Origin of the sequence: Variovorax terrae, from assembly GCF_022809125.1 — a bacterium.
Taxonomy (GTDB): Bacteria; Pseudomonadota; Gammaproteobacteria; order Burkholderiales; family Burkholderiaceae_C; genus Variovorax_A; species Variovorax_A terrae.
Genome location: NZ_JALGBI010000002.1, coordinates 721,707 through 740,781, shown reverse-complemented (window position 1 = coordinate 740,781; position 19,075 = coordinate 721,707). Strand labels below are relative to the sequence as shown.

General features: G+C 69.1%; 19 protein-coding genes. 8 read left to right on the top strand and 11 right to left on the bottom strand.

The window, feature by feature from the left end:
• Positions 1-44 precede the first annotated feature (44 nt).
• The 8 genes from MMF98_RS18985 to MMF98_RS18950 form a co-directional block, all read right to left on the bottom strand.
• Positions 45-1,001, bottom strand: coding sequence for a Bug family tripartite tricarboxylate transporter substrate binding protein (locus tag MMF98_RS18985; RefSeq protein ID WP_243308504.1), 957 nt, complete (start codon positions 999-1,001; stop codon positions 45-47).
• Between the two features lie 12 nt (positions 1,002-1,013).
• Positions 1,014-2,318, bottom strand: a complete 1,305-nt coding sequence (locus MMF98_RS18980) for a DUF3422 family protein (RefSeq protein WP_243308711.1) — start codon at positions 2,316-2,318, stop codon at positions 1,014-1,016.
• Between the two features lie 166 nt (positions 2,319-2,484).
• Positions 2,485-3,996: a tripartite tricarboxylate transporter permease gene (locus MMF98_RS18975; protein WP_243308502.1), complete on the bottom strand. Its 1,512-nt coding sequence runs from the start codon at positions 3,994-3,996 to the stop codon at positions 2,485-2,487.
• A gap of 13 nt (positions 3,997-4,009) precedes the next feature.
• Positions 4,010-4,498: a tripartite tricarboxylate transporter TctB family protein gene (locus MMF98_RS18970; RefSeq protein ID WP_243308501.1), complete on the bottom strand. Its 489-nt coding sequence runs from the start codon at positions 4,496-4,498 to the stop codon at positions 4,010-4,012.
• 149 nt (positions 4,499-4,647) lie between these two features.
• Complete coding sequence (gene tfpB / locus MMF98_RS18965; RefSeq protein ID WP_243308500.1) at positions 4,648-6,438, bottom strand: type IV pilus assembly ATPase TfpB; 1,791 nt, start codon at positions 6,436-6,438, stop codon at positions 4,648-4,650.
• A complete protein-coding gene (locus MMF98_RS18960; protein WP_243308499.1) occupies positions 6,435-7,199 on the bottom strand; it encodes a class I SAM-dependent methyltransferase in 765 nt (254 codons plus the stop codon). The genes tfpB and MMF98_RS18960 overlap by 4 nt, the downstream gene beginning before the upstream one ends.
• The gene (locus MMF98_RS18955) at positions 7,199-7,732 is read right to left on the bottom strand and encodes a DNA-deoxyinosine glycosylase (protein WP_341481320.1); all 534 of its coding nucleotides are present in this window, start codon (positions 7,730-7,732) and stop codon (positions 7,199-7,201) included. Before MMF98_RS18955 ends, MMF98_RS18960 begins: the two co-directional genes overlap by 1 nt.
• A 184-nt stretch (positions 7,733-7,916) precedes the next feature.
• Positions 7,917-8,765 carry a TatD family hydrolase gene (locus MMF98_RS18950; protein ID WP_243308706.1) on the bottom strand — a complete coding sequence of 283 codons (849 nt, stop codon included), beginning with the start codon at positions 8,763-8,765 and terminating at the stop codon, positions 7,917-7,919.
• 251 nt (positions 8,766-9,016) lie between these two features.
• Here MMF98_RS18950 and MMF98_RS18945 point away from each other — a divergent pair, with 251 nt between their 5' ends.
• The 5 genes from MMF98_RS18945 to MMF98_RS18925 all read left to right on the top strand — a co-directional run bounded on the left by MMF98_RS18945 (position 9,017) and on the right by MMF98_RS18925 (position 13,935).
• Entirely contained in the window at positions 9,017-9,697 is a 681-nt protein-coding gene (locus MMF98_RS18945) for a lipo-like protein (RefSeq protein WP_243308498.1), read from the top strand.
• Between the two features lie 226 nt (positions 9,698-9,923).
• Positions 9,924-10,823, top strand: a complete 900-nt coding sequence (locus tag MMF98_RS18940; RefSeq protein WP_243308497.1) for a S1C family serine protease — start codon at positions 9,924-9,926, stop codon at positions 10,821-10,823.
• Positions 10,824-10,848: 25 nt separating this feature from the next.
• The gene (locus MMF98_RS18935; RefSeq protein ID WP_243308495.1) at positions 10,849-11,853 is read left to right on the top strand and encodes an AAA family ATPase; all 1,005 of its coding nucleotides are present in this window, start codon (positions 10,849-10,851) and stop codon (positions 11,851-11,853) included.
• A gap of 1 nt (position 11,854) precedes the next feature.
• The gene (locus MMF98_RS18930; RefSeq protein WP_243308494.1) at positions 11,855-12,874 is read left to right on the top strand and encodes a DUF58 domain-containing protein; all 1,020 of its coding nucleotides are present in this window, start codon (positions 11,855-11,857) and stop codon (positions 12,872-12,874) included.
• 14 nt (positions 12,875-12,888) lie between these two features.
• Complete coding sequence (locus MMF98_RS18925; protein ID WP_243308493.1) at positions 12,889-13,935, top strand: VWA domain-containing protein; 1,047 nt, start codon at positions 12,889-12,891, stop codon at positions 13,933-13,935.
• Positions 13,936-14,092: 157 nt separating this feature from the next.
• Here the strand turns inward: MMF98_RS18925 and MMF98_RS18920 are convergent, their stop codons facing one another.
• The gene (locus MMF98_RS18920; RefSeq protein ID WP_243308491.1) at positions 14,093-14,818 is read right to left on the bottom strand and encodes a LuxR family transcriptional regulator; all 726 of its coding nucleotides are present in this window, start codon (positions 14,816-14,818) and stop codon (positions 14,093-14,095) included.
• Between the two features lie 38 nt (positions 14,819-14,856).
• On the opposite strand from MMF98_RS18920, the gene MMF98_RS18915 reads away from it, so the two are divergent.
• From MMF98_RS18915 to MMF98_RS18905, 3 genes are all read left to right on the top strand, one after another.
• Positions 14,857-15,300, top strand: coding sequence for a DUF4902 domain-containing protein (locus MMF98_RS18915; protein WP_243308489.1), 444 nt, complete (start codon positions 14,857-14,859; stop codon positions 15,298-15,300).
• Positions 15,301-15,385: 85 nt separating this feature from the next.
• A complete protein-coding gene (locus tag MMF98_RS18910) occupies positions 15,386-16,000 on the top strand; it encodes an acyl-homoserine-lactone synthase (RefSeq protein WP_243308487.1) in 615 nt (204 codons plus the stop codon).
• Between the two features lie 42 nt (positions 16,001-16,042).
• Positions 16,043-17,110 carry a ubiquitin family protein gene (locus MMF98_RS18905; protein WP_243308485.1) on the top strand — a complete coding sequence of 356 codons (1,068 nt, stop codon included), beginning with the start codon at positions 16,043-16,045 and terminating at the stop codon, positions 17,108-17,110.
• 30 nt (positions 17,111-17,140) lie between these two features.
• On the opposite strand, the gene lolD is transcribed toward MMF98_RS18905, so the two are convergent.
• Complete coding sequence (gene lolD / locus MMF98_RS18900; RefSeq protein ID WP_243308482.1) at positions 17,141-17,824, bottom strand: lipoprotein-releasing ABC transporter ATP-binding protein LolD; 684 nt, start codon at positions 17,822-17,824, stop codon at positions 17,141-17,143.
• A complete protein-coding gene (locus MMF98_RS18895; RefSeq protein ID WP_243308481.1) occupies positions 17,817-19,073 on the bottom strand; it encodes a lipoprotein-releasing ABC transporter permease subunit in 1,257 nt (418 codons plus the stop codon). The genes lolD and MMF98_RS18895 overlap by 8 nt, the downstream gene beginning before the upstream one ends.
• Positions 19,074-19,075: the final 2 nt, after the last annotated feature.

Sequence of the window (19,075 nt, the reverse complement as noted above, 5' to 3'; positions counted from 1 at the left end):
AGCTAGAGAGGACCGCCCAATGCGGACATCGGGCGAAAAACACTTCAATCGGAGGTGATTTTCCGTTCCGCGATGATCTTTTTCCACTTGAGGGCATCCGCAGCCGCCATCTGTGCGAACTGCTGGGGCGTCCCGCCCACCGGCTCGATGCCCAGCCGCGCCAGCTTGTCCTTCACGTCGGGCTCGGCCAGGGCCTGGTTGGCCGCGGCGTTGACCCGGGCCAGGATGTCGGGCGGCAGCGCGCGGGGCGCGTACAGGCCGAACCAGGTGTTGGACTCGAAGCCCGGCAGCAGCTCGGCCACGGCCGGCAGCTCGGGCGCCATCGCGGTGCGCTTCGCGGAGGTCACGGCCAGCGCACGCAGGCGGCCGTCGCGCACGTGCGGCAGGCCGGTGGGCAGCGAATCGAACAGCACGCCGACCTTGCCGCTCACGAGATCGGGAATCGCCAGCGCCGTGCCCTTGTAGGGAATGTGCACGATGAACAGCCCGGCCTGGGCCTTGAACAGCTCGGCCGTGAGCTGCACGATGGTGCCGTTGCCGCTGGAGGCATAGTTCAGGCGCCCCGGATTGCCGCGGGCATAGTCCAGCCACTCCTTGAGCGTCCTGGCCGGCGTGCTGTTGGGCACCAGCATGATGCTGGGCGCGTTGCCGACATGCGAGATCGGCGTGAAGTCCTTCACCGCGTCGTAGGGCATGCGCGGATTCAGATTGGGGCCGATCGAATGCGTGCTGGAGGTGGCCAGCAGCAGCGTGTAGCCGTCTGGCGCGGCCTTGGCCACCACTTCCGAGCCGATGGTGCCGCCGGCGCCGGGCCGGTTCTCCACCACCAGCGGCTGGCCCAGCTTGTCGCCGAGCTTCTGCGACAGCGCACGGGCGAAGATGTCGGTCGCGCCGCCGGCCGGAAATGGCACGACGAGGCGGACGGGTTTGGCCGGGTAGGTCTGGGCCCAGGCGAGCGCAGGCGCCAGGCCCGCGGAAAGAACGAGATGGCGGCGTTTCATGCCGCCATTCTGTCAGGCTTTGAACACCTTGTGATGCAGGCGCCGCAGCGACCACCAGACCGCCAGCGCCACCACCGGAATGGCGCAGGCCGCCGTGCTCTCGGGGCTCCAGGGCCAGCCGATCTTCTCAGCCCCCTTGGCGAGGTAGCTCACCAGGCCCACGATGTAGTAGGTGATGGCGGCGACCGACAGCCCCTCGACGGTGGACTGGAGCTTGAGCTGCAGGCCCTGGCGGCGGTTCATCGCGCCCAGCAGTGCCTGGCTGCTTTGCTGCTGCTCGATCTCGACGCGGGTGCGCAGCAGGTTGCTCATGCGCGAGACGCGCTGCGACAGCGCATCCTGGCGCCGCGTGGCCCACTCGCAGGTGCTGCGCGCGGGCGTGAGGCGCCGGTCCATGAACTCGCGGATGGTCTGCAGCCCCGCCAGCCGCGACTCGGTGATGTCGCCGATGCGCTTGTCCACCAGCTCGAAATACGCCGCGCTGGCCGAGAACCGCGAGTGCGTGGCCGCGTACTGGCTCTCCACCTTGCCGGCCAGCCGCGTCAGCCGGTCGAGCAGCTGCGGCTCGTCGGCGTGGTCGGCGCTGCGGATCGACTCCGCCAGCTCGGCCAGTTCGCGCTCGGCGTGGGCCAGCACGGCGGAGGCTTCGCGGGCGGCCGGCAGGCCCAGCAGCGCGGCCATGCGGTAGGTCTCGATCTCCAGCAGCCGCTGCACCAGGCGGCCCAGGCGGCGCGGCGTGACGCTGCCGGCCAGCAGCACCATGCGGGAAAAACCGTCGGCATGGATGGCGAAGTCGGTGTAGACCTCGCCATGCCCGTCGGCCACCGTGGAGGCCACCAGCGTGTCCTCGTGCAGCAGGTGTTTGACCAGCGAGTCGGTGCCGAAGGTGCGCGTGGGCAGCACCCACAGGTGCAGGCTCACCAGGCACTGGCCCGGCAGCTGGGGCAGCCAGCCCTGCGGCACCACGCCGGCCGCGGTGGCGGGCTCGCGCTCGCCGGCCAGATGGCTGCCTGCATCGGCCTCGAGCGGCCGCATGAAGGTCCAGGTGACGAATTCGGTGTGCAGCTCCCAGCGCAGCCGGAACGGCCCCAGGTCCATCCGCAGGTGGGTGGACTGCGCATCGGGCTGGGGCAGGTGGTGGTCGCGCAGCAGGGTGGCCACATGCTCGCGGCTGGCATCGCGCTGGGCGGCGTCGCAGGCCATGACGATGTGCGAGATCGCCAGCGGCGCATTCATCGACTCGGGCGGCCGGGCGTGGATTTCGTTGTGCAGCGCGGCGCGCTGGGGGTGCTGCCTCGGTTGAAGGCTCGGTTGCATGCGGTCCATGGGTCGCCATTGTGACTCAGCGCCAACCCGCGCCTTGCGCCGCCGCCATGATCTGCCGCTGCCCCCCCGAGGGGCCGCCTTTCATCATCGGGTGGCCCGACAAAATGAAAAACGGCGCCCGAAGGCGCCGTTGTGGGCTGTTTCAAGAGCCGCGGGGTCAATCCTCGACGAAGGCTTCCTCGCGCTTGTTCTTCACCGCCGGCAGCAGCACGATGATGAGCAGCAGCAGCGCAGCCGCCAGCAGGCCGGCCGACAGCGGACGCGTGACGAACACGCTCCAGTCGCCCCGCGACAGCAGCAGCGCGCGCCGCAGGTTCTCTTCCATCATCGGGCCCAGGATGAAGCCCAGCAGCAGCGGTGCGGGCTCGCAGCCGAGCTTGGCGAACAGGTAGCCGATGACGCCGAAGGCTGCCACCATCCACACGTCGAAGGTGTTGTTGTTGGTGGTGTACACACCGACCGCACAGAACAGCACGATGGCGGGGAACAGGAAACGGTAGGGCACGGTCAGCAGCTTGATCCACATGCCGATCAGCGGCAGGTTCAGGATCACCAGCATCAGGTTGCCGATCCACATCGAGGCGATCAGGCCCCAGAACAGCTGCGGGTTGCTGGTCATCACCTGCGGGCCCGGCTGGATGTTGTGGATGGTCATGGCACCCACCATCAGCGCCATCACGGCGTTGGGCGGAATGCCCAGCGTCAGCAGCGGGATGAAGGAGGTCTGCGCGCCGGCGTTGTTGGCCGACTCGGGAGCGGCCACGCCGCGGATGTTGCCCTGGCCGAACGGCACTTCGCCCGGCTTCAGCTTGGTCTTCTTCTCCAGCGTGTAGGCGGCGAAGGCCGCCAGCAGCGCGCCGCCGCCGGGCAGGATGCCCAGCAGGGAGCCCAGCGCGGTGCCGCGCAGCACGGCAGGCGTCATGCGCTTGAAGTCATCCTTGGTCGGGAACAGGCCCTGCACCTTGGCGGTGAACACCTCGCGCTCGTCCTCGGGCTGCGCCAGGTTGCTGATGATTTCACCGTAGCCGAACACGCCCATGGCGATCACCACGAAGCCGATGCCGTCGGTCAGCTCGGGGATGTCGAAGCTGAAGCGCGCCACGCCGGAGTTCACGTCGGTGCCGACCAGGCCGAGCAGCAGGCCCAGCACGATCATGGCGATGGCCTTGAGCAGCGAGCCGGAAGCCAGCACCACGGCGCCGATCAGGCCCAGGATCATCAGCGAGAAGTATTCAGCCGGGCCGAACTTGAAGGCCAGCTCGGTCAGCGGCGGTGCGAAGGCCGCCAGGATCAGCGTGCCCACGGAGCCGGCGAAGAACGAGCCCAGGCCGGCCGCCGCGAGCGCGGGCCCGGCCCGGCCCTTTCGCGCCATCTGGTAGCCGTCGATACAGGTCACCACCGAGGACGATTCGCCCGGCAGGTTCACCAGGATGGCCGTGGTGGAGCCGCCGTACTGGGCGCCGTAGTAGATGCCAGCCAGCATGATCAGCGCCGACACCGGGGGCAGCGCGTAGGTGGCGGGCAGCAGCATCGCGATGGTGGCCACCGGGCCGATGCCGGGCAGCACGCCGATCAGCGTGCCGAGCACGCAGCCGATGAAGGCGTAGAGCAGGTTGATCGGGGTGAACGCGACACCGAAACCGATCGAGAGATTGGTAAGCAGATCCATGTTGTTATTCCTCTCAGCCGGTAATGAAGCTGGGCCAGACCTGGATCTGCAGCTTGAGCAGCACGATGAAGGCCAGGTAGCTGCCAGCCGACAGGATGGTGGCCAGGATCAGCACGTCCTTGAGATTGAAGCGCTCGCCGGCCAGGCTCGACAGGATGGTCAGCGCGTAGATCGCGATGATCATGCCCATGGCCGGCACGTTGATGCTGGGCAGGCCGCCAAGCAGCACGCCGAACGCCAGGTTGGCGCCGATGATGTAGCACAGCGGCTTCCAGGCCCATTTGCCGACCTTGTCGCCACCCACGGTCTCGACCACGAGGGCCTTGAAGGTGATGGCGCCGCCCAGAATCGCCATCACGATCCCGAGCATCAGCGGAAAGTAACCAGGACCCATGCGGGCCCCTTCGCCAACGTTGTAGGTCGTGGCGCCCCAAGCGAACGCAATTCCGACGCCCATGAACATGAGGCCGGAAAAGAAGTCCTTCTGACTTTTGATTTTCACAAGTTATCTCCTCGAAATAGATTTCGACTGGCGGATTGTGGTGGGATTCCGGGAGACGGCGGATGTGGATTCCACCTATGGGCCCGTAGGGACAACCCTCTGTCCAGCGCCCCTGGATGGTCAGCCCGCAGACAGGTGGCGTCCGGTTTTTATTCCAGCGGCGGCGTGGCCGTCAGCACTTCCTCGATCGTGGTCAGCCCTTCGGCCACGCGCAGGGCGCCGGCCAGCCGCAACGGGCGCATGCCGTCGGCCACCGCCTGGCGCCGCAGGGCATCGATGCTGGGCTCCTTGGTGACCTTGTCCTTGAAGGCCTCGCTGACCGTGAGCAGCTCGTACAGGCCCATGCGCCCCATGAAGCCGGTCATGCGGCAATCGACGCAGCCCACGGGCTTGTAGGGCCGGTAGCCGCCATTGATCTTCCATGGCTTGACCACCTCGCTCAGGGCTTCGCGCGAGCCCTGCTCGTCCTTCACGCGGCACTGCTTGCACAGCGTGCGCACCAGCCGCTGCGCCAGCACGCCGAGCACGGTGGCGTTGAGCAGGTAAGGCGGCACGCCGAGCTCCATCAGGCGCGTGATGGCCGTGGGCGCATCGTTGGTGTGCAGCGTGCTGAACACCAGGTGGCCGGTGAGCGCCGCCTGCACCGCCATGTCGGCGGTCTGCAGGTCGCGGATTTCGCCGACCATGATGATGTCCGGGTCCTGGCGCATCAGCGCACGCAGCCCTTCCGCGAAGCCGAAGTCGAGCTGCGTCTGCACCTGGGTCTGGTTGAACGAGGGCTCGATCATCTCGATCGGGTCTTCCACCGTGCTGACGTTCACCTCCTCGGTGGCCACGCGCTTGAGCGTGGAGTACAGCGTGGTGGTCTTGCCCGAGCCCGTGGGCCCGGTCACCAGGATGATGCCGTAGGGCCGCTGGACCAGCGCCTCCCAGCGTTCGGCGTCGTGATTGGAAAAACCCAGGGCATCGAGGTCCTTGACCGCGGTGTCGGGATCGAAGATGCGCATCACCATCTTCTCGCCGAAGGCGGTGGGCAGCGTGGATAGGCGCATCTCGATCTCGTCGCCGCGCGGGTTGCGGGTCTTGATGCGGCCGTCCTGCGGGCGGCGCTTCTCCACCACGTCCATGCGGCCGAGCAGCTTGATGCGTGCCGTCATGGCGTTGAGCACGCCCATCGGCATCTGGTAGACCGGGTGCAGCATGCCGTCGATGCGGAAACGGATCACGCCCTGCTCGCGCCGCGGCTCCAGGTGGATGTCGCTGGCGCGCTGGTCGAAGGCGTACTGCCAGAGCCAGTCGACCACCTGCACCACGCCCTGGTCATTGGCGTCGAGCTGCTTGTTGGTCTTGCCCAGTTCCACCAGCTGCTCGAAGCTCGCGGCGCCGGCGTTGCCGCCAGCCTTCTGCGCGGCGCGCACCGACTTGGCCAGCGCGAAGAACTCGGCGGTGTAGCGGTGGATGTCCTGCGGATTCGCCACCACGCGGCGCACCGTGCGGCGCGACTGGCGCTCGACCTCGGCCACCCAGTCGGTGATGAAGGGCTCGGCCGTGGCCACCACCACCTCGGACGAGGTGACCTGCACCGGCAGCACGCGGTGCCGCTCGGCATAGGCCGCGCTCATGGTGTCGGACACCTTGCCCACGTCCACCTTCAGCGGGTCGATGCGCAGGTAGTCGAGGCCGGCGCGGCCGGCCAGGTACTGCGCCAGCGATTCGATGTCCAGCGGCTTGCCGTCGGCCAGCCGGGTCATGGCCACGCTGGCCAGCCGCACCAGCGAGTGCTGGGCGCTTTCGGCCTGCGAGCAGCGCGCGATGGTGCGCTGCGCCTCCTCGGCCGAGATCACGCCGTCGGCGCTGAGCCATTCGACCATGCGGCGCCAGTCCACCGGCCCCACGTGGGAGGTCTTGGCGGGGGGCTTGGATTGCAGGACAGCGCTCATGGAGTGTGGGGTTTGAACACCCGCAGCCATTTGGCGGCGGGCAGGCCCCAGCGAGTTTGGATGTTTTCGGCGTGTTCGGCAAGCGCCGCCCGCTTCGGCCGGCCGGGACTGCGCTGGGCCAGCACCACGGTGTTGCCCTCGCGCGTCGGTTTGAAAGCCCAGACCGCGTCGGCCCCGAAGGCCGAGGCGATCTTCTCCAGGCTGCGCGGGTAGCTCGACGAGCGGCCGAACAGGTTCACCGTCATGCAGCCGTCCTCCGTCAGCAGGAGGCGGCAGTCGGCGTAGAAGTCCTCGCTGTCGAGCACCGGGGCGGCGGCCTCGTGGTCGTACAGGTCGACCTGCAGGGCATCCACCGTGCCCTGCCAATCGGGCCGGCGGATTTCAAGCCCCGCATCGCCCAGCACCACCGACAGCCGCGCGTCGTCGGGCGGCAGCTTGAACCAGCCGCGGCAGGCCGCCAGCACCTGCGGGTTGAGCTCCACCGCGGTGGTCTTCATGCGCAGCTTCTTGTGGCAGAACTTGGTGAGCGAGGCCGCGCCCAGGCCGAGCTGCATGGCGTGGCGGCGCGCCACGCTGGACGGCTCCACGAACAGCAGCCAGGCCATCATGCGCTGCACGTACTCGAGCTCGATCTCGAACGGCGCGTCGATCAGCATCGAGCCCTGCACCCACTCGGTGCCCAGGTGCAGGTAGCGGATGTCGCCGTAGTCCGAAAAATTGACTTCGGGCAGGGCCGCTGCGGGGGTTCTCCGGCGCGCCATCACAGCAGCCCGCTTTGCTCGAACACCTCGCGCCAGGCCGCGAGCTTGCGCTCGAAGCTCCAGGACGCGTTGGCCGGGCTGGTGGAGGGCAGCCGATGGACCGGCACGCCCAGCGCGGCGGTGTGGCGCGCGTGCCTGTAGCTCTCGCCGCCGTTGTGGGCGATGGCCCGCAGCTGCGGGCAAAGGCGCGCGAGGCTCGCGAAATCATTGGCCTCGGCGTGGCGGATGTGGGCGTCCAGGCTGCCCTCGCGCTCGCAGGCCGCATAGACGTCCCACAGGCCCAGGCCCTTGCCGAGCAGCCATTCGCTACGAATTTGATAGCTGTCTGCGTCCGCCCCGTGCGGACCTTCGGGCCAAACGGCTCTCAAAATCTTCCAGAAATGGTTTTGCGGATGGGCGTAGTACTGCTGCGCCGCCAGCGAGGCGGCACCGGGAAAGCTGCCCAGGATCAACAGCCTGGTGCCGCTGGCGATCAGCGGCGGCAGGCCATGCAGGCGGACGGCCTGCGCCTGCACTTTGCGGCGCTCGGCCATCACCATGCGCCCCGGGCAGCCCGCGGCGGATTCATCGATACCGGGATCATCATCTTGAATTTCTCGATCAGGCAAAGCCGTTGATTTTGGCCCGAAAGTGCCCCGGGCCTCCCGGCCGGACGATGCACGGCCATCCCCGCGCCGCCAACCGGACCTTCGAGGCCGCAGCCCGGGGCGGCAGACCCTAGTTCACCGGCAAGGCCAGCCGGCCCGCCAGCCGCGGCAAGGCCGCCAGCACGTTGCGCGTGGTGGCGGCCGCCAGGTCCTCGCTGGCCATGCCGCGCAGGCCCGCCACCACCGCCCCGATCTGCGGCAGCTCCGCCGGCTCGTTGCGCCCCTGCGTCTGGCCCGCCGAGCGCTGCTGCGCCGTGCGGTAGAGCCAGTGCGGGGGAATGTCGGGCGCGTCGGTCTCCAGCACCAGGGCGTCCAGCGGCAAGGCGGCCGCGAGGCGGCGCAGCTGCAGCGCCCGGTCGAACGTGACGGCGCCGCCGAAACCCAGCTTGAAGCCGAGCTTGAGAAACATCTCGGCCTGCTGCGCGCTGCCATTGAAGGCATGGGCGATGCCGCCGCTGACGGCCGTCTCGCGCAGGCCCCGGAGCAGCCGGTCGGCCGAGCGCCGCACGTGCAGGATCACGGGCAAGCCGTGCTTTTGCGCCAGCCGCAGCTGCGCGGCATAGAACGCCTCCTGCTTGTCGCGCAGCGGCCCCTCGCGCAGGGCGGGCACGAAATAGTCGAGTCCGATCTCACCAACCGCCACCAGGTGCCGGTCGTCGCGGTACTGCGCCAGCGCCGCGTCCAGCCGCGCCAGGTCGTCCTCGCCGGCCTGCGGCACATACAGCGGGTGGATGCCCAGCGTGTAGCTGTCGCCATGCTGGTGGGCCAGCGCGCGCACGGCCTCGAAGTTGCCCACCTCCACCGCCGGCACGATGCAGTGCACCACCTGCCGCGCCGCGGCCCGGGCACGCACGGCGTGCACGTCCGCTGCGAATTCGGGCGCATCCAGATGGCAGTGGGTATCGATCCAGGCCGGCATGAGGCGATCATGCCCGAACCCGATGCAGGCGCCGGCGAATCGTGCTACCTTCATGGCACCGGCTCCGGCCCAGATCGCCACGGGTGAATTGATGCGCAAGCCAGCCCCCTCCTGCCGGTGCCGCCGCCGCGCGGCGCCTCGGCCCTCGCCCCCCGGGTGCAGACGCTGATGGCCTCCCTTCCCCACACCATCGGGCTGCTGCTGGCCCAGTACAGTACCTGTCCCGCCCCCGCCCGGGCGCCCAGATCGGCATGCCGTCGCGGCGCGACCAGCTGCTGCAAAGCCTGCGGCCTGGCGACGTGCTGCTGGTCGAGGGCAGCAGCCGGATCGCGGCGGCCATCAAGTACCTGACCCAGTCCACCTGGTCGCACGCCACGCTGTACGTCGGCCCGCAGCTGGGCGGCCTGGACGAGCAGGGCGAGCCCTACCTGTTCATCGAGGCCGACATGGTGCAGGGCGTGTGCAAGCGCCCTCTGTCGCACTACCAGTCGTTCCACACCCGCATCTGCCGGCCCTTCCACCTGGGAGACGCCGACCGGGAGCTGCTGCTGAGTTCGGTCGTGGGCAAGCTCGGCGAGCGGTACGACCTGAAGAACGTCGTCGACCTGGCGCGCTACCTGCTGCCCAGGCCGCCGGTGCCGGGGCGCTGGCGGCGCCAGATGCTCGCGCTGGGCAGCGGCGACCCGACCCGGGCGATCTGCTCGTCGCTGATCGCCGAGGCGTTCCAGGGCGTGGGCTACCCGGTGCTGCCCACCATCACCTTCGACCGCCATCAGGACCCCCGGCTGCACCGGGCGGTGACCGAGGAGATCTTCCACATCCGCGACCGCAGCCTGTTCGCGCCGCGGGACTTCGATGTATCGCCCTACTTCGAGATCATCAAGCCCACACTGGCAGCGCGGCTCGACTATCGGCACATCCACTGGGAGTAGCCGCCAAGCGCGGTTCCGTTTACTATTATTTTGATAGCAAACAACGACCGCAGCACCTGGACCTCGGCCGGAAATCACTGAATTTTCCGGCGTGCGGGGCCGTGCAGCCGGCCGCGGCGCAGCCCCGGCGCCGGGCGGGCCGAACCCGGTGCAAAACGGCCCGAACCGTGATACCGTGGCAGCGCAGCTCCACCCATGTCCCCACGCATTGACCGCAGGTGAACGAATGCGCAGGCCCGCCCTTTACAGCAGTTCCAGCCGCCCCGCGCAGGCAGCGCCCGACCCGGGCCCGCCCGGGCCGGCCGACTCGCCGCCCGCCGCCACGCCTGCGCCCGCCCGGTGGGCGCCCAGCCCCCGTTTGCTCTGGATCGCCATCGGCATGCTGCTGCTCCTGCTGCTGGCGAGCACCGCCCTCGTCGGGCGCCCGGCGCCGCCGCGGCTGACCCAGAAGGACATCGACGCCGCCGTGCTGCACACGCTGGCCACCGCCACCCTGCCCTCGCCCGCCGCCAAGGCCTACGAGGCCATCCGCCCCTCGGTCGTGCGCGTGGTGAGCTATGCCATCGACCCCAAGACCCGCAAGGAGGCCGAGCGCGGCGTCGGCACCGGCGTGGTGATCGTGGACAAGGGCGTCATCCTCACCAACCTGCACGTGGTGGCCGGCGCGCAGACGATCAAGGTCACGTTCTTCGACGGCCTCGAATCGACCGCCTCCATCACCGGCGTGCAGGCCGAGAACGATCTCGCGGTGCTGCAGGCCCACAAGATCCCCGACGACCTGCAGGCCGCCACGCTGCGCTCCACCGCCGACCTCGCGCCCGGCGACCAGGTCATGGCGGTGGGCTACCCCTTCGGCATCGGGCCCTCCGCGTCGGCGGGCGTGGTGTCGGGCCTGCAGCGCGTGTTCCGCTCGCCCGAAGGCAAGCAGGAGATGAACAACCTGATCCAGTTCGACGCCGCCGCCAACCCCGGCAACTCGGGCGGCCCGCTGGTGACGATGGAAGGCGAGGTGGTGGGCATCGTCACCGCCATCCTCAACCCCACCCAGTCGCGCACCTTCATCGGCATCGGCTTCGCCGTGCCGATCGAGAACGCGGCCTCGGCCGTCGGCATGCCGCCGTTCTGACGCGAACCCCACCCCCAGGAGCACCATGGACACCTCTTCCGGCACCCAGGACACCGCCACGCTGATGGAGCAGATCCTCTACGAGGTCAAGCGCGTCGTCGTCGGCCAGGACCGCTTTCTCGAGCGCGTGATGGTCGCCATCCTGGCGCAGGGCCACCTGCTGGTCGAAGGGGTGCCAGGCCTGGCCAAGACCCTGACGGTCAAGACCCTGGCCAACGCCGTGCGCGGCCAGTTCAAGCGCATCCAGTTCACGCCCGACCTGGTGCCGGCCGACCTGGTGGGCACGCGCATCTACAACCAGAAGACCGGCGAGTTCAGCACCGCGCTCGGGCCGGTGTTCACCAACCTGCTGCTGGCCGACGAAATCAACCGCGCGCCGGCCAAGGTGCAGAGCGCGCTGCTGGAAGTGATGCAGGAGCGCCAGGTCACCATCGCGGGCGAAACCCACAAGGTGCCCAGCCCCTTCCTGGTGATGGCCACGCAGAACCCGATCGAGACCGAGGGCACCTACCCGCTGCCCGAGGCACAGGTGGACCGCTTCATGATGAAGGTGCTGGTGGACTACCCGAGCGACGAGGAGGAGTTCGTGATCGTCGAGCGCGTCATCGGCCCGCCGGTCAGCGTCACGCCGGTCGCCAGCACCGAGCAGCTCGCCGCGCTGCAGGCCGAGTGCCGCAGGGTCTATGTGGACCCGTCGCTGGTGCAGTACGCCGTGCGCCTGGTGTCGGCCACCCGCACACCCGACAAGCATGGCCTGAAGGACCTCGCGCGCTTCATCACCTTCGGCGCCAGCCCGCGCGCCACCATCAGCCTGACCGAGGGCGCCCGCGCGCTGGCCATGCTGCGCGGGCGCGGCTATGCGCTGCCCGAGGACATGAGCGACCTGGTGCCCGACGTGCTGCGGCACCGGCTGGTGCTGTCCTACGAGGCGCTGTCCGAAGGGCTGAGCCCCGATGCGCTGGTCGCCCGGATCATGGCCAAGGTTCCCGCGCCGGCCAAGCCGCTGGAACATGAAAAGCTCGCCGCGTAGCATGGCTCCCCCCCGAAGCGCCTTCGGCGCTCCCCCCCCGGGGGGGCGCCACCCGCAGATCGGCGAAGCCGGTTCCGCGGTGGCCCCGCCTGGCGGATCGTCCGCCGAGGACGTTCTGCGCCGGCTGGAGTGGACCGTCCTGCGCCGGCTCGACGGCTTGCTGCAGGGCGACTACCGCACGCTGCTGCGCGGCGCCGGCCTGGACCTGGCCGACCTGCGCGAATACCAGCACCATGACGACGTGCGCCACATCGACTGGAACGTGACCGCGCGGCTGCAGGTGCCGCATGTGCGCGTGTTCACCGAAGACCGCGAAATGGCGGCCTGGTTCCTGCTCGACCTGAGCCCCTCGGTGGATTTCGGCTCGGGCCAGCAGCGCAAGCGCCAGGTGTCGGCCGAGTTCGTGGCGGTGCTGGCCCGCCTGCTCACGCGCCACGGCAACCGGGTCGGCGCCCTGCTCTACGGCGGCCACCGGGACGCGATGATTCCCGTGCGCGGCGGCCGCCGCCATGTGCTGCGCCTGCTGCACGCCCTGCAGGCACAGCCCGAGGCCCGCGCCACCGGCACCACACGCCTGCACGAGCTGCTGCAATCGGCCGCCAACGCGGTGCGCCGGCGCAGCACGCTGTTCGTGGTGTCCGACTTCATCAGCGAGCCGGGCTGGGAGCGTCCGCTGGCGCTGCTGGCGCAGCGCCACGAGGTGGTGGCGGTGCGCCTGCTCGATCCGCTGGAGCTGGAACTGCCCGACCTCGGCCTCATCACCCTGCGCGATGCCGAGACCGGCGAGCAGTTGCTGGTGGACACGCACGACGCGGGCTTTCGCCGCCGCTTCGCGCGCATCGCCGCCCAGCGCGAAGCGGATCTGCGCCAGGCGCTGGGGCGGGCCGGTGTCGACACGCTGGAACTCTCCACCGACGGCGACCTGGCGGACGCCATCGTGCGCTTCACCGAGATGCGCAAGCGGCGCAGCCGCCTGGCCGCCGGCGGCGGACTGCCTGCCCATCTGCGGCGGGCGGCTTGAAAGGTGCGAACGCGATGAATTTCCTCTGGCCCCAATTCCTCTGGCTGCTGCTGGCCCTGCCGCTGCTGGTGCTGCTGTACCTCTGGCTGATGCGCCGCAAGAAGAAGCTCGCGCTGCGCTACGCCAGCCTGTCCATCGTGCGCGAGGCCATGGGGCCGGCCCAGAGCATCCGCCGCCACATTCCCCCCTTCCTGTTCCTGCTGGCGCTGGCCGCCATGCTGCTGGCCGCCTCGCGCCCGCTGGCGGTGATGACCCTGCCCTCGCAGCAGGAGACCATCATCCTTGCCATGGACGTGTCGGGCAGCATGCGCGCCACCGACGTGCAGCCCAGCCGCATCGTGGCCGCGCAGAACGCGGCCAAGGCCTTCCTGGCCGAACTGCCGCGCCCGGTGAAAGTGGGCATCGTCGCCTTCGCGGGCTCGGCCCAGGTGGCGCAAGGCCCCACCATCAACCGCGAAGACCTGGTGGCAGCGATCGACCGCTTCCAGCTGCAGCGCGGCACGGCCATCGGCAATGGCATCGTGCTGTCGCTGGCCACGCTGTTCCCCGACGCCGGCATCGACCTCGCCACCCTCGGCTCCGGGCGCGACCGCCCGCGCGGCCTGGCGCTCGACCAGGCCGGCAAGGAGCCGCCGAAGAAGGAGTTCGTGCCGGTGGCGCCCGGCTCCTACGCCTCGGCCGCCATCATCCTGCTGACCGACGGCCAGCGCACCACGGGCGTCGATTCGCTCGAAGCCGCCAAGATGGCGGCCGACCGCGGCGTGCGCGTCTACACCGTGGGCATCGGCACGGTGGACGGCGAGACCATCGGCTTCGAGGGCTGGTCCATGCGCGTGCGGCTCGACGAGGAAACCCTCAAAGGCATCGCCAGCCGCACCCAGGCCGAGTACTTCTATGCCGGCACCGCGGCCGACCTCAAGAAAGTCTATGAGACGCTGCGTTCGCGGCTGACGGTGGAGAAGAAGGAAACCGAGGTCTCGGCCCTGCTGGCGCTGGCCGCCGCCCTGCTGGCACTGCTGTCGGCCGGCTTGTCGCTGCTCTGGTTCAACCGCATCCTGTGAGGCCGGTGCCTAGCACATCCGGCCTGACACGGGGCCACTGCGGCAGCGCCTGCGCCAGGCCACCCTCACCATTCGGCTAGCTGTCGGTTTGGGGAGGTGCGGATTGCCCGCCGGGCACCCGGCCCCCTAGACTGGAGCCATGCGAGTGCACGAACGCCTACTTCACCACCCCCAGGGCCACGGCCAGCGCCACGGCCTGCGTGCGGGTATGGACCTTCAGCTTGCGCATGGCGTTGTTCATGTGCAGCCGGGCCGTGCCGTCCGAGATATTCAGGATGCCCGCCGTCTCCCAGCTGGACTTGCCTTCGGCGGCCCACTTCAGGCATTCGCGCTCCCGCGGCGACAGCTTGGGATCGCGCGCCGCGAACAGCGAGGGCAGGATCACGTTGGCCGCCGCATAGTGCGCGCTGGTGGTCAACTGGGTCGCCGCCGCCATCATCTCCTGCAAGGCCGCGGGGCTGTGGTCCAGCGGCTTGTCGCGCGCCAGGCTCACCATGCTCTTCACGCCAAAGAACCGCTCATGGATCGGAACGCTGATGCCATGGCCAATGCCATAGGCCCGGGCTTCCTCCCACAGGCGGATGGAGTCCTTGGTGTAGAGTCCTTCGGACCAGATCAGGGGCTTGGTGTGCTCCTGGCAGTGCGCCACCGTGGGATCGATCGCGACGTACTGGTTTTCCACGTAGACGCGCTGCCACGCCAGCGGATAGCCGCTCGTGACGTTCTGCACCGGTGCGACCAGGGGGCGCTTGACCTCGATGCCCAGCATCACCCGCTCGAACCCCAGGGCCGTGGCGGCCCGCTGCACGCGATCCAGCACCTCGGCTTCGGTGCTGGCCTCGAGGACCGACGAGATCAGGGTCAAGGGCGATTCAATCGTCATGGATGCTGCGCCGAGATTTCCACTGACAGGGAGAAGAAATGAATAGTACAACAGGTGCCGCGTTCGGGGCCACCCCCCCGCAGCTGCACTCCGGCGACTACCGCGTGCGCATCGGACGGCAGGCGCTGGAGGCGTCGAACTTCGCGCATCTGCACACCGGCTGCGACCGGGCCGCCTGGATCGACAATGCGGGCCGGCCCGGCCAGCGGCCGGCCTTCTCGGGTTTCACGGAATGGTCCGGCACCGTCGGGCAGACCATCCTCAGCCTCGGCTGGGACTGGCTGTCCTGGGACGGCAAGGCGATCTGCACCAGCCCGTTCGACGGCCCCCGCTCCAACATCATGGTGATCGATGCGCAGGGCTATGACCTCGATGTCCCGGCCTGCGAGCAGCACTTGCGGGCCCTGATCGACCGGCTTGCCTGGCGCAAAGCAGTGCAGGATTGCATAAACGAAGAATCGATTACCACTTTTAGTCATTAATCAGCGGTAACCCCTCACCAAACAGCTAGTTACTTTTTCACACACGTCTCGGTCAAATGGATCACCGCCATTTGAGGACCGAGCCATGAACCACGTTGTGAGCACCCTGCAGCTTCCCGAGATGTCGGAGGCCGAGCGCACCGGCATGTTCCAGCTACGCTATGAGGTTTTCGCCGGACGGCTGGGCTGGGCCGTTCAGACCCACGACGGCCTGGAACGCGATGCCTTCGACGACATCGAGCGCGCCGCCTACATCATCGCGAAATCCCCCGGCACCGAGGTCGACGCCTGCTGGCGCCTGCTGCCGACCGTCGGGCCCTACATGCTGAGCCATACCTTTCCCGAGCTGCTGCACGGCCAACCCGCACCGGCAGCGGCCGACATCTGGGAGCTCAGCCGCTTCGCCATCGCGTCGGACCGCGTGGCAACGGCCGACAGCGGGTTCGGCCCCCTTTCCGTGGCCCTGATGGCCGAAGCCGCCCGCTTCGCGCTGGCCAACAACATCGTGCGCTACGTCACCGTCACCACAGTGGCCATCGAGCGGCTGCTCAAGCGCCAGGGGCTGCACATCCACCGCATCGGCCCCCCGATCAAGATCGGCGTGGTCCTGACCGTCGCCTGCATCATCGAAGTCGACGAGATCACCCTGCGGGCCGTCCAGACCGAAGAGCCGGAACCCAGCCTGAATGGGTTGGCCTGACCGGCGGGAGCGCGCACTGTGGGTTCACGAGGCTTTCATCTGATGGGCAGGATCGCCCGCCACCTGAATCCCGCCTCGCCGCGCCTGGACAGGCTGGCCATGGAGCCGGCCTCGAACGCCAGCGGGTTCCTCGACATCCCGGCGATGGCCGGAGCCCCCGAGGGCTTTCCCCTGTACCGCCGCCCGGGCCAGATCGTGCTGCTGGGCGAATGCCCCGACCAGCTGGGGCGGCTGCGCAAGACACTTCCGGCCAGCTGGAACATCCTGTCCTTCGGCAGTTCCGAGACCTGCCTGAACTACATGCAGCAGGAGCCTCCCCGCTGGGAAGCCGACTTCTGGGCGCACCGGCGCATGGTCGATTCCCACCTCGAAGGCCGGTCCCTGATCCGCCTGGTGCTCCGCTACTGGGCGCGCGCGCCCGAGCGTTACGCCCTCACGCGCTTGCTGGCCGCGGTCTCCCCGATGTCCGGCATGCCCGAACGGCAGGTCATGAGCGACCTGCTCGGCTGGCCGGGCCACAAGCTCATGCTGACGGATGCGCCCAGCGACCTCGCAACCGCCCTGGCCCCGGCCCTGGACGGCGTCCTGTACCTGCCCCACGACGCCACCCCTCTCAGCGGCATCATCGAGCAGTTGCTCTGGTCCCCCCATCCGGCCTTCGAGGCCATCTGGGCCCGCACACTGAACCGCCGGCAGCGGCTGGCGCTGCAGCACCCGGCGGTGGCCCGGGACCTGCTCGACCTGGCGCGACGCCACTGGGTGGAGTACGTGGTGATGGGCTCGCCTTTCGGGATTCTCGGGATCGACGGCGCCGGAAACCTGTCCTGGCTCCAGTTGGAGTTCTCAGGCGGGCTGGAAATCCTGTCGGACGTGGGGCGCGCCAACGGCCTGCCTCCGGCCGAAGCGGCCGAGGTGCGCAGCGGCCAGTCTTTGGTCGACATCGATCTGCACAGCGCCCTGTCCGGCCGCATCCGCCCGCTGCTCGAACCGGCGATCCCGATCGGCGACGACGGCAGCCTGCTGGCCGCCGTGCACCTCATCGATTCGTCCGAATACGGGTTCCAGCTCGCCGGCGCGAACACCGGGGTCCCGCCGCACCCGATGCTCTGACCTATCGGGGCCCGAGCATCGCCGGCGACATCACGCCTGCTCGGACAGGCGGCCGCGCACCAGCCGCAACTGGCGCTGGCAGCGCGCCGCCAGCGACTCGTCGTGCGTGACCATCACGAAGGCCGTGCCCTGCTCCCGCGCCAGCTGCAGCATCAGCTGGAACACGCCGTCGGCGGTGTTGCGGTCGAGGTTGCCGGTGGGCTCGTCGGCCAGCACGCAGGCCGGCCGCGTGACCAGCGCGCGCGCGATGGCCACGCGCTGGCGCTCGCCGCCCGACAGCTCCGCCGGCCGGTGCTGCAGGCGCTCCTGCAGGCCCACGGCCGCCAGCACGGCGGCGGCCGCCTGCTCGCACTCTGCCTGCGGCTGGCGCCGGATCGACAGCGGCATGGCGACGTTGTCCAGCGCGCTGAATTCGGGCAGCAGGTGGTGGAACTGGTAGACGAAGCCCAGATGGCGGTTGCGCAGCACGCCCTGGGCGGCGGCATCCAGGCTGGCCAGGTTCTGGCCTTGCAGGCGCACGCTGCCGCCGCTCGGCGCGTCGAGCCCGCCCAGCAGGTGCAGCAACGTGCTCTTGCCCGAGCCCGAGGCCCCCACGATGGCCAGCGTCTCGCCGGCACGCACCTGCAGGTCCACGCCCTGCAGCACGGTCACGTCGAGCCGGCCTTCGACGAAACGCTTGGTCAGGCCCTCGGCCTGCAACACCACCTCATTCATAGCGCAGGGCCTCCGCCGGATTGACACGGCTGGCGCGCCAGCTCGGATAGAGAGTCGCCACAAAGGACAGCACCAGCGAGATCACCGCGACCGGCACGATGTCGGCGCTCTGCGGGTCGCTGGGCATGCGGCTGATCAGGTAGATGTCCTTGGGCAGGAAGCTCGCGTGCAGCAGCTGCTCGAGCGCCGGCACGATCACATCGATGTTGAGCGCAATGCCCAGGCCCAGCAGCAGCCCGGCCAGCGTGCCGATCACGCCGACCATCGCGCCCTGCACCATGAAGATGCCCATGATGCTTTTCGGACTGGCGCCCAGCGTGCGCAGGATCGCGATGTCGGCGCGCTTGTCGGTCACCGTCATCACCAGCGTGCTGACCAGGTTGAACGCGGCCACCGCCACGATCAGCGTGAGGATGATGAACATCATGCGTTTCTCCAACTGCACGGCCGCGAACCAGGTCTTGTTCTGGCGCGTCCAGTCGCGGATCAGCAGGTTGCCGCTCAGGCTGTGGCTCAGCTCCACGGCCACCTCGCGCGCCTGGTGCAGGTCCTTGAGCTTCAGGCGGATGCCGGTCGGCCCTTCGAGCCGGAAGATGCGCGCCGCGTCGTCCTGGTGGATCATGGCCAGCGACGAGTCGTATTCGTAGTGGCCGGAGTCGAAGGTGCCGACCACCGTCATCTGCTTGAGGCGCGGCACCACGCCGGCCGGCGTCACTTGCCCGCTGGGCGCGATCAGCGTCACGGCATCGCCGTCGGCCACGCCGAGCGAGCGCGCGAGTTCGCCGCCCAGCACGATGCCGAACCCTCCCGGCGTCAGGCGCGAAAGCGCCTTGTTGCGGAGGTCGGCCGCCAGGTCCGTCACCTCGGGCTCGCGGGCCGGATCAATACCGCGGATGATCGCGCCCTTCATGTCCTCGCCGCGCGCCAGCAGGGCCTGGGCGGCGATGAAGGGGGCGGCGCCCACCACCTGCGGATTGCGGCGCGCCTCGGCCAGGGTCTTGTCCACGTCGGGCAGGGCCGCGCCGCCGGGCGCGAAGATCTCGATGTGCGACACCACGCTCAGCATGCGGTCGCGCACCTCCTTCTGGAAGCCGTTCATCACGCTCAGCACGATGATCAGCGCCGCCACGCCCAGCGCAATGCCCAGCATGGACACGCCCGAGATGAAGGAGATGAAGCCGTCGCGCCGGGTGGCGCGGCCCGCGCGGGTGTAGCGCCAGCCCAGGGTCAGTTCAAAGGGAAGTTGCATCG

Coding starts and splice junctions, on each gene's coding strand:
- MMF98_RS18985 (WP_243308504.1), bottom strand. CDS start 1,001: ATGAAACGCCGCCATCTCGTTCTTTCCGCGGGCCTGGCGCCTGCGCTC.
- MMF98_RS18980 (WP_243308711.1), bottom strand. CDS start 2,318: ATGCAACCGAGCCTTCAACCGAGGCAGCACCCCCAGCGCGCCGCGCTG.
- MMF98_RS18975 (WP_243308502.1), bottom strand. CDS start 3,996: ATGGATCTGCTTACCAATCTCTCGATCGGTTTCGGTGTCGCGTTCACC.
- tfpB (WP_243308500.1), bottom strand. CDS start 6,438: ATGAGCGCTGTCCTGCAATCCAAGCCCCCCGCCAAGACCTCCCACGTG.
- MMF98_RS18960 (WP_243308499.1), bottom strand. CDS start 7,199: ATGGCGCGCCGGAGAACCCCCGCAGCGGCCCTGCCCGAAGTCAATTTT.
- MMF98_RS18955 (WP_341481320.1), bottom strand. CDS start 7,732: ATGGCCGAGCGCCGCAAAGTGCAGGCGCAGGCCGTCCGCCTGCATGGC.
- MMF98_RS18950 (WP_243308706.1), bottom strand. CDS start 8,765: ATGCCGGCCTGGATCGATACCCACTGCCATCTGGATGCGCCCGAATTC.
- MMF98_RS18945 (WP_243308498.1), top strand. CDS start 9,017: ATGCCGTCGCGGCGCGACCAGCTGCTGCAAAGCCTGCGGCCTGGCGAC.
- MMF98_RS18940 (WP_243308497.1), top strand. CDS start 9,924: ATGCGCAGGCCCGCCCTTTACAGCAGTTCCAGCCGCCCCGCGCAGGCA.
- MMF98_RS18935 (WP_243308495.1), top strand. CDS start 10,849: ATGGACACCTCTTCCGGCACCCAGGACACCGCCACGCTGATGGAGCAG.
- MMF98_RS18930 (WP_243308494.1), top strand. CDS start 11,855: ATGGCTCCCCCCCGAAGCGCCTTCGGCGCTCCCCCCCCGGGGGGGCGC.
- MMF98_RS18925 (WP_243308493.1), top strand. CDS start 12,889: ATGAATTTCCTCTGGCCCCAATTCCTCTGGCTGCTGCTGGCCCTGCCG.
- MMF98_RS18920 (WP_243308491.1), bottom strand. CDS start 14,818: ATGACGATTGAATCGCCCTTGACCCTGATCTCGTCGGTCCTCGAGGCC.
- MMF98_RS18915 (WP_243308489.1), top strand. CDS start 14,857: ATGAATAGTACAACAGGTGCCGCGTTCGGGGCCACCCCCCCGCAGCTG.
- MMF98_RS18910 (WP_243308487.1), top strand. CDS start 15,386: ATGAACCACGTTGTGAGCACCCTGCAGCTTCCCGAGATGTCGGAGGCC.
- MMF98_RS18905 (WP_243308485.1), top strand. CDS start 16,043: ATGGGCAGGATCGCCCGCCACCTGAATCCCGCCTCGCCGCGCCTGGAC.
- lolD (WP_243308482.1), bottom strand. CDS start 17,824: ATGAATGAGGTGGTGTTGCAGGCCGAGGGCCTGACCAAGCGTTTCGTC.
- MMF98_RS18895 (WP_243308481.1), bottom strand. CDS start 19,073: ATGCAACTTCCCTTTGAACTGACCCTGGGCTGGCGCTACACCCGCGCG.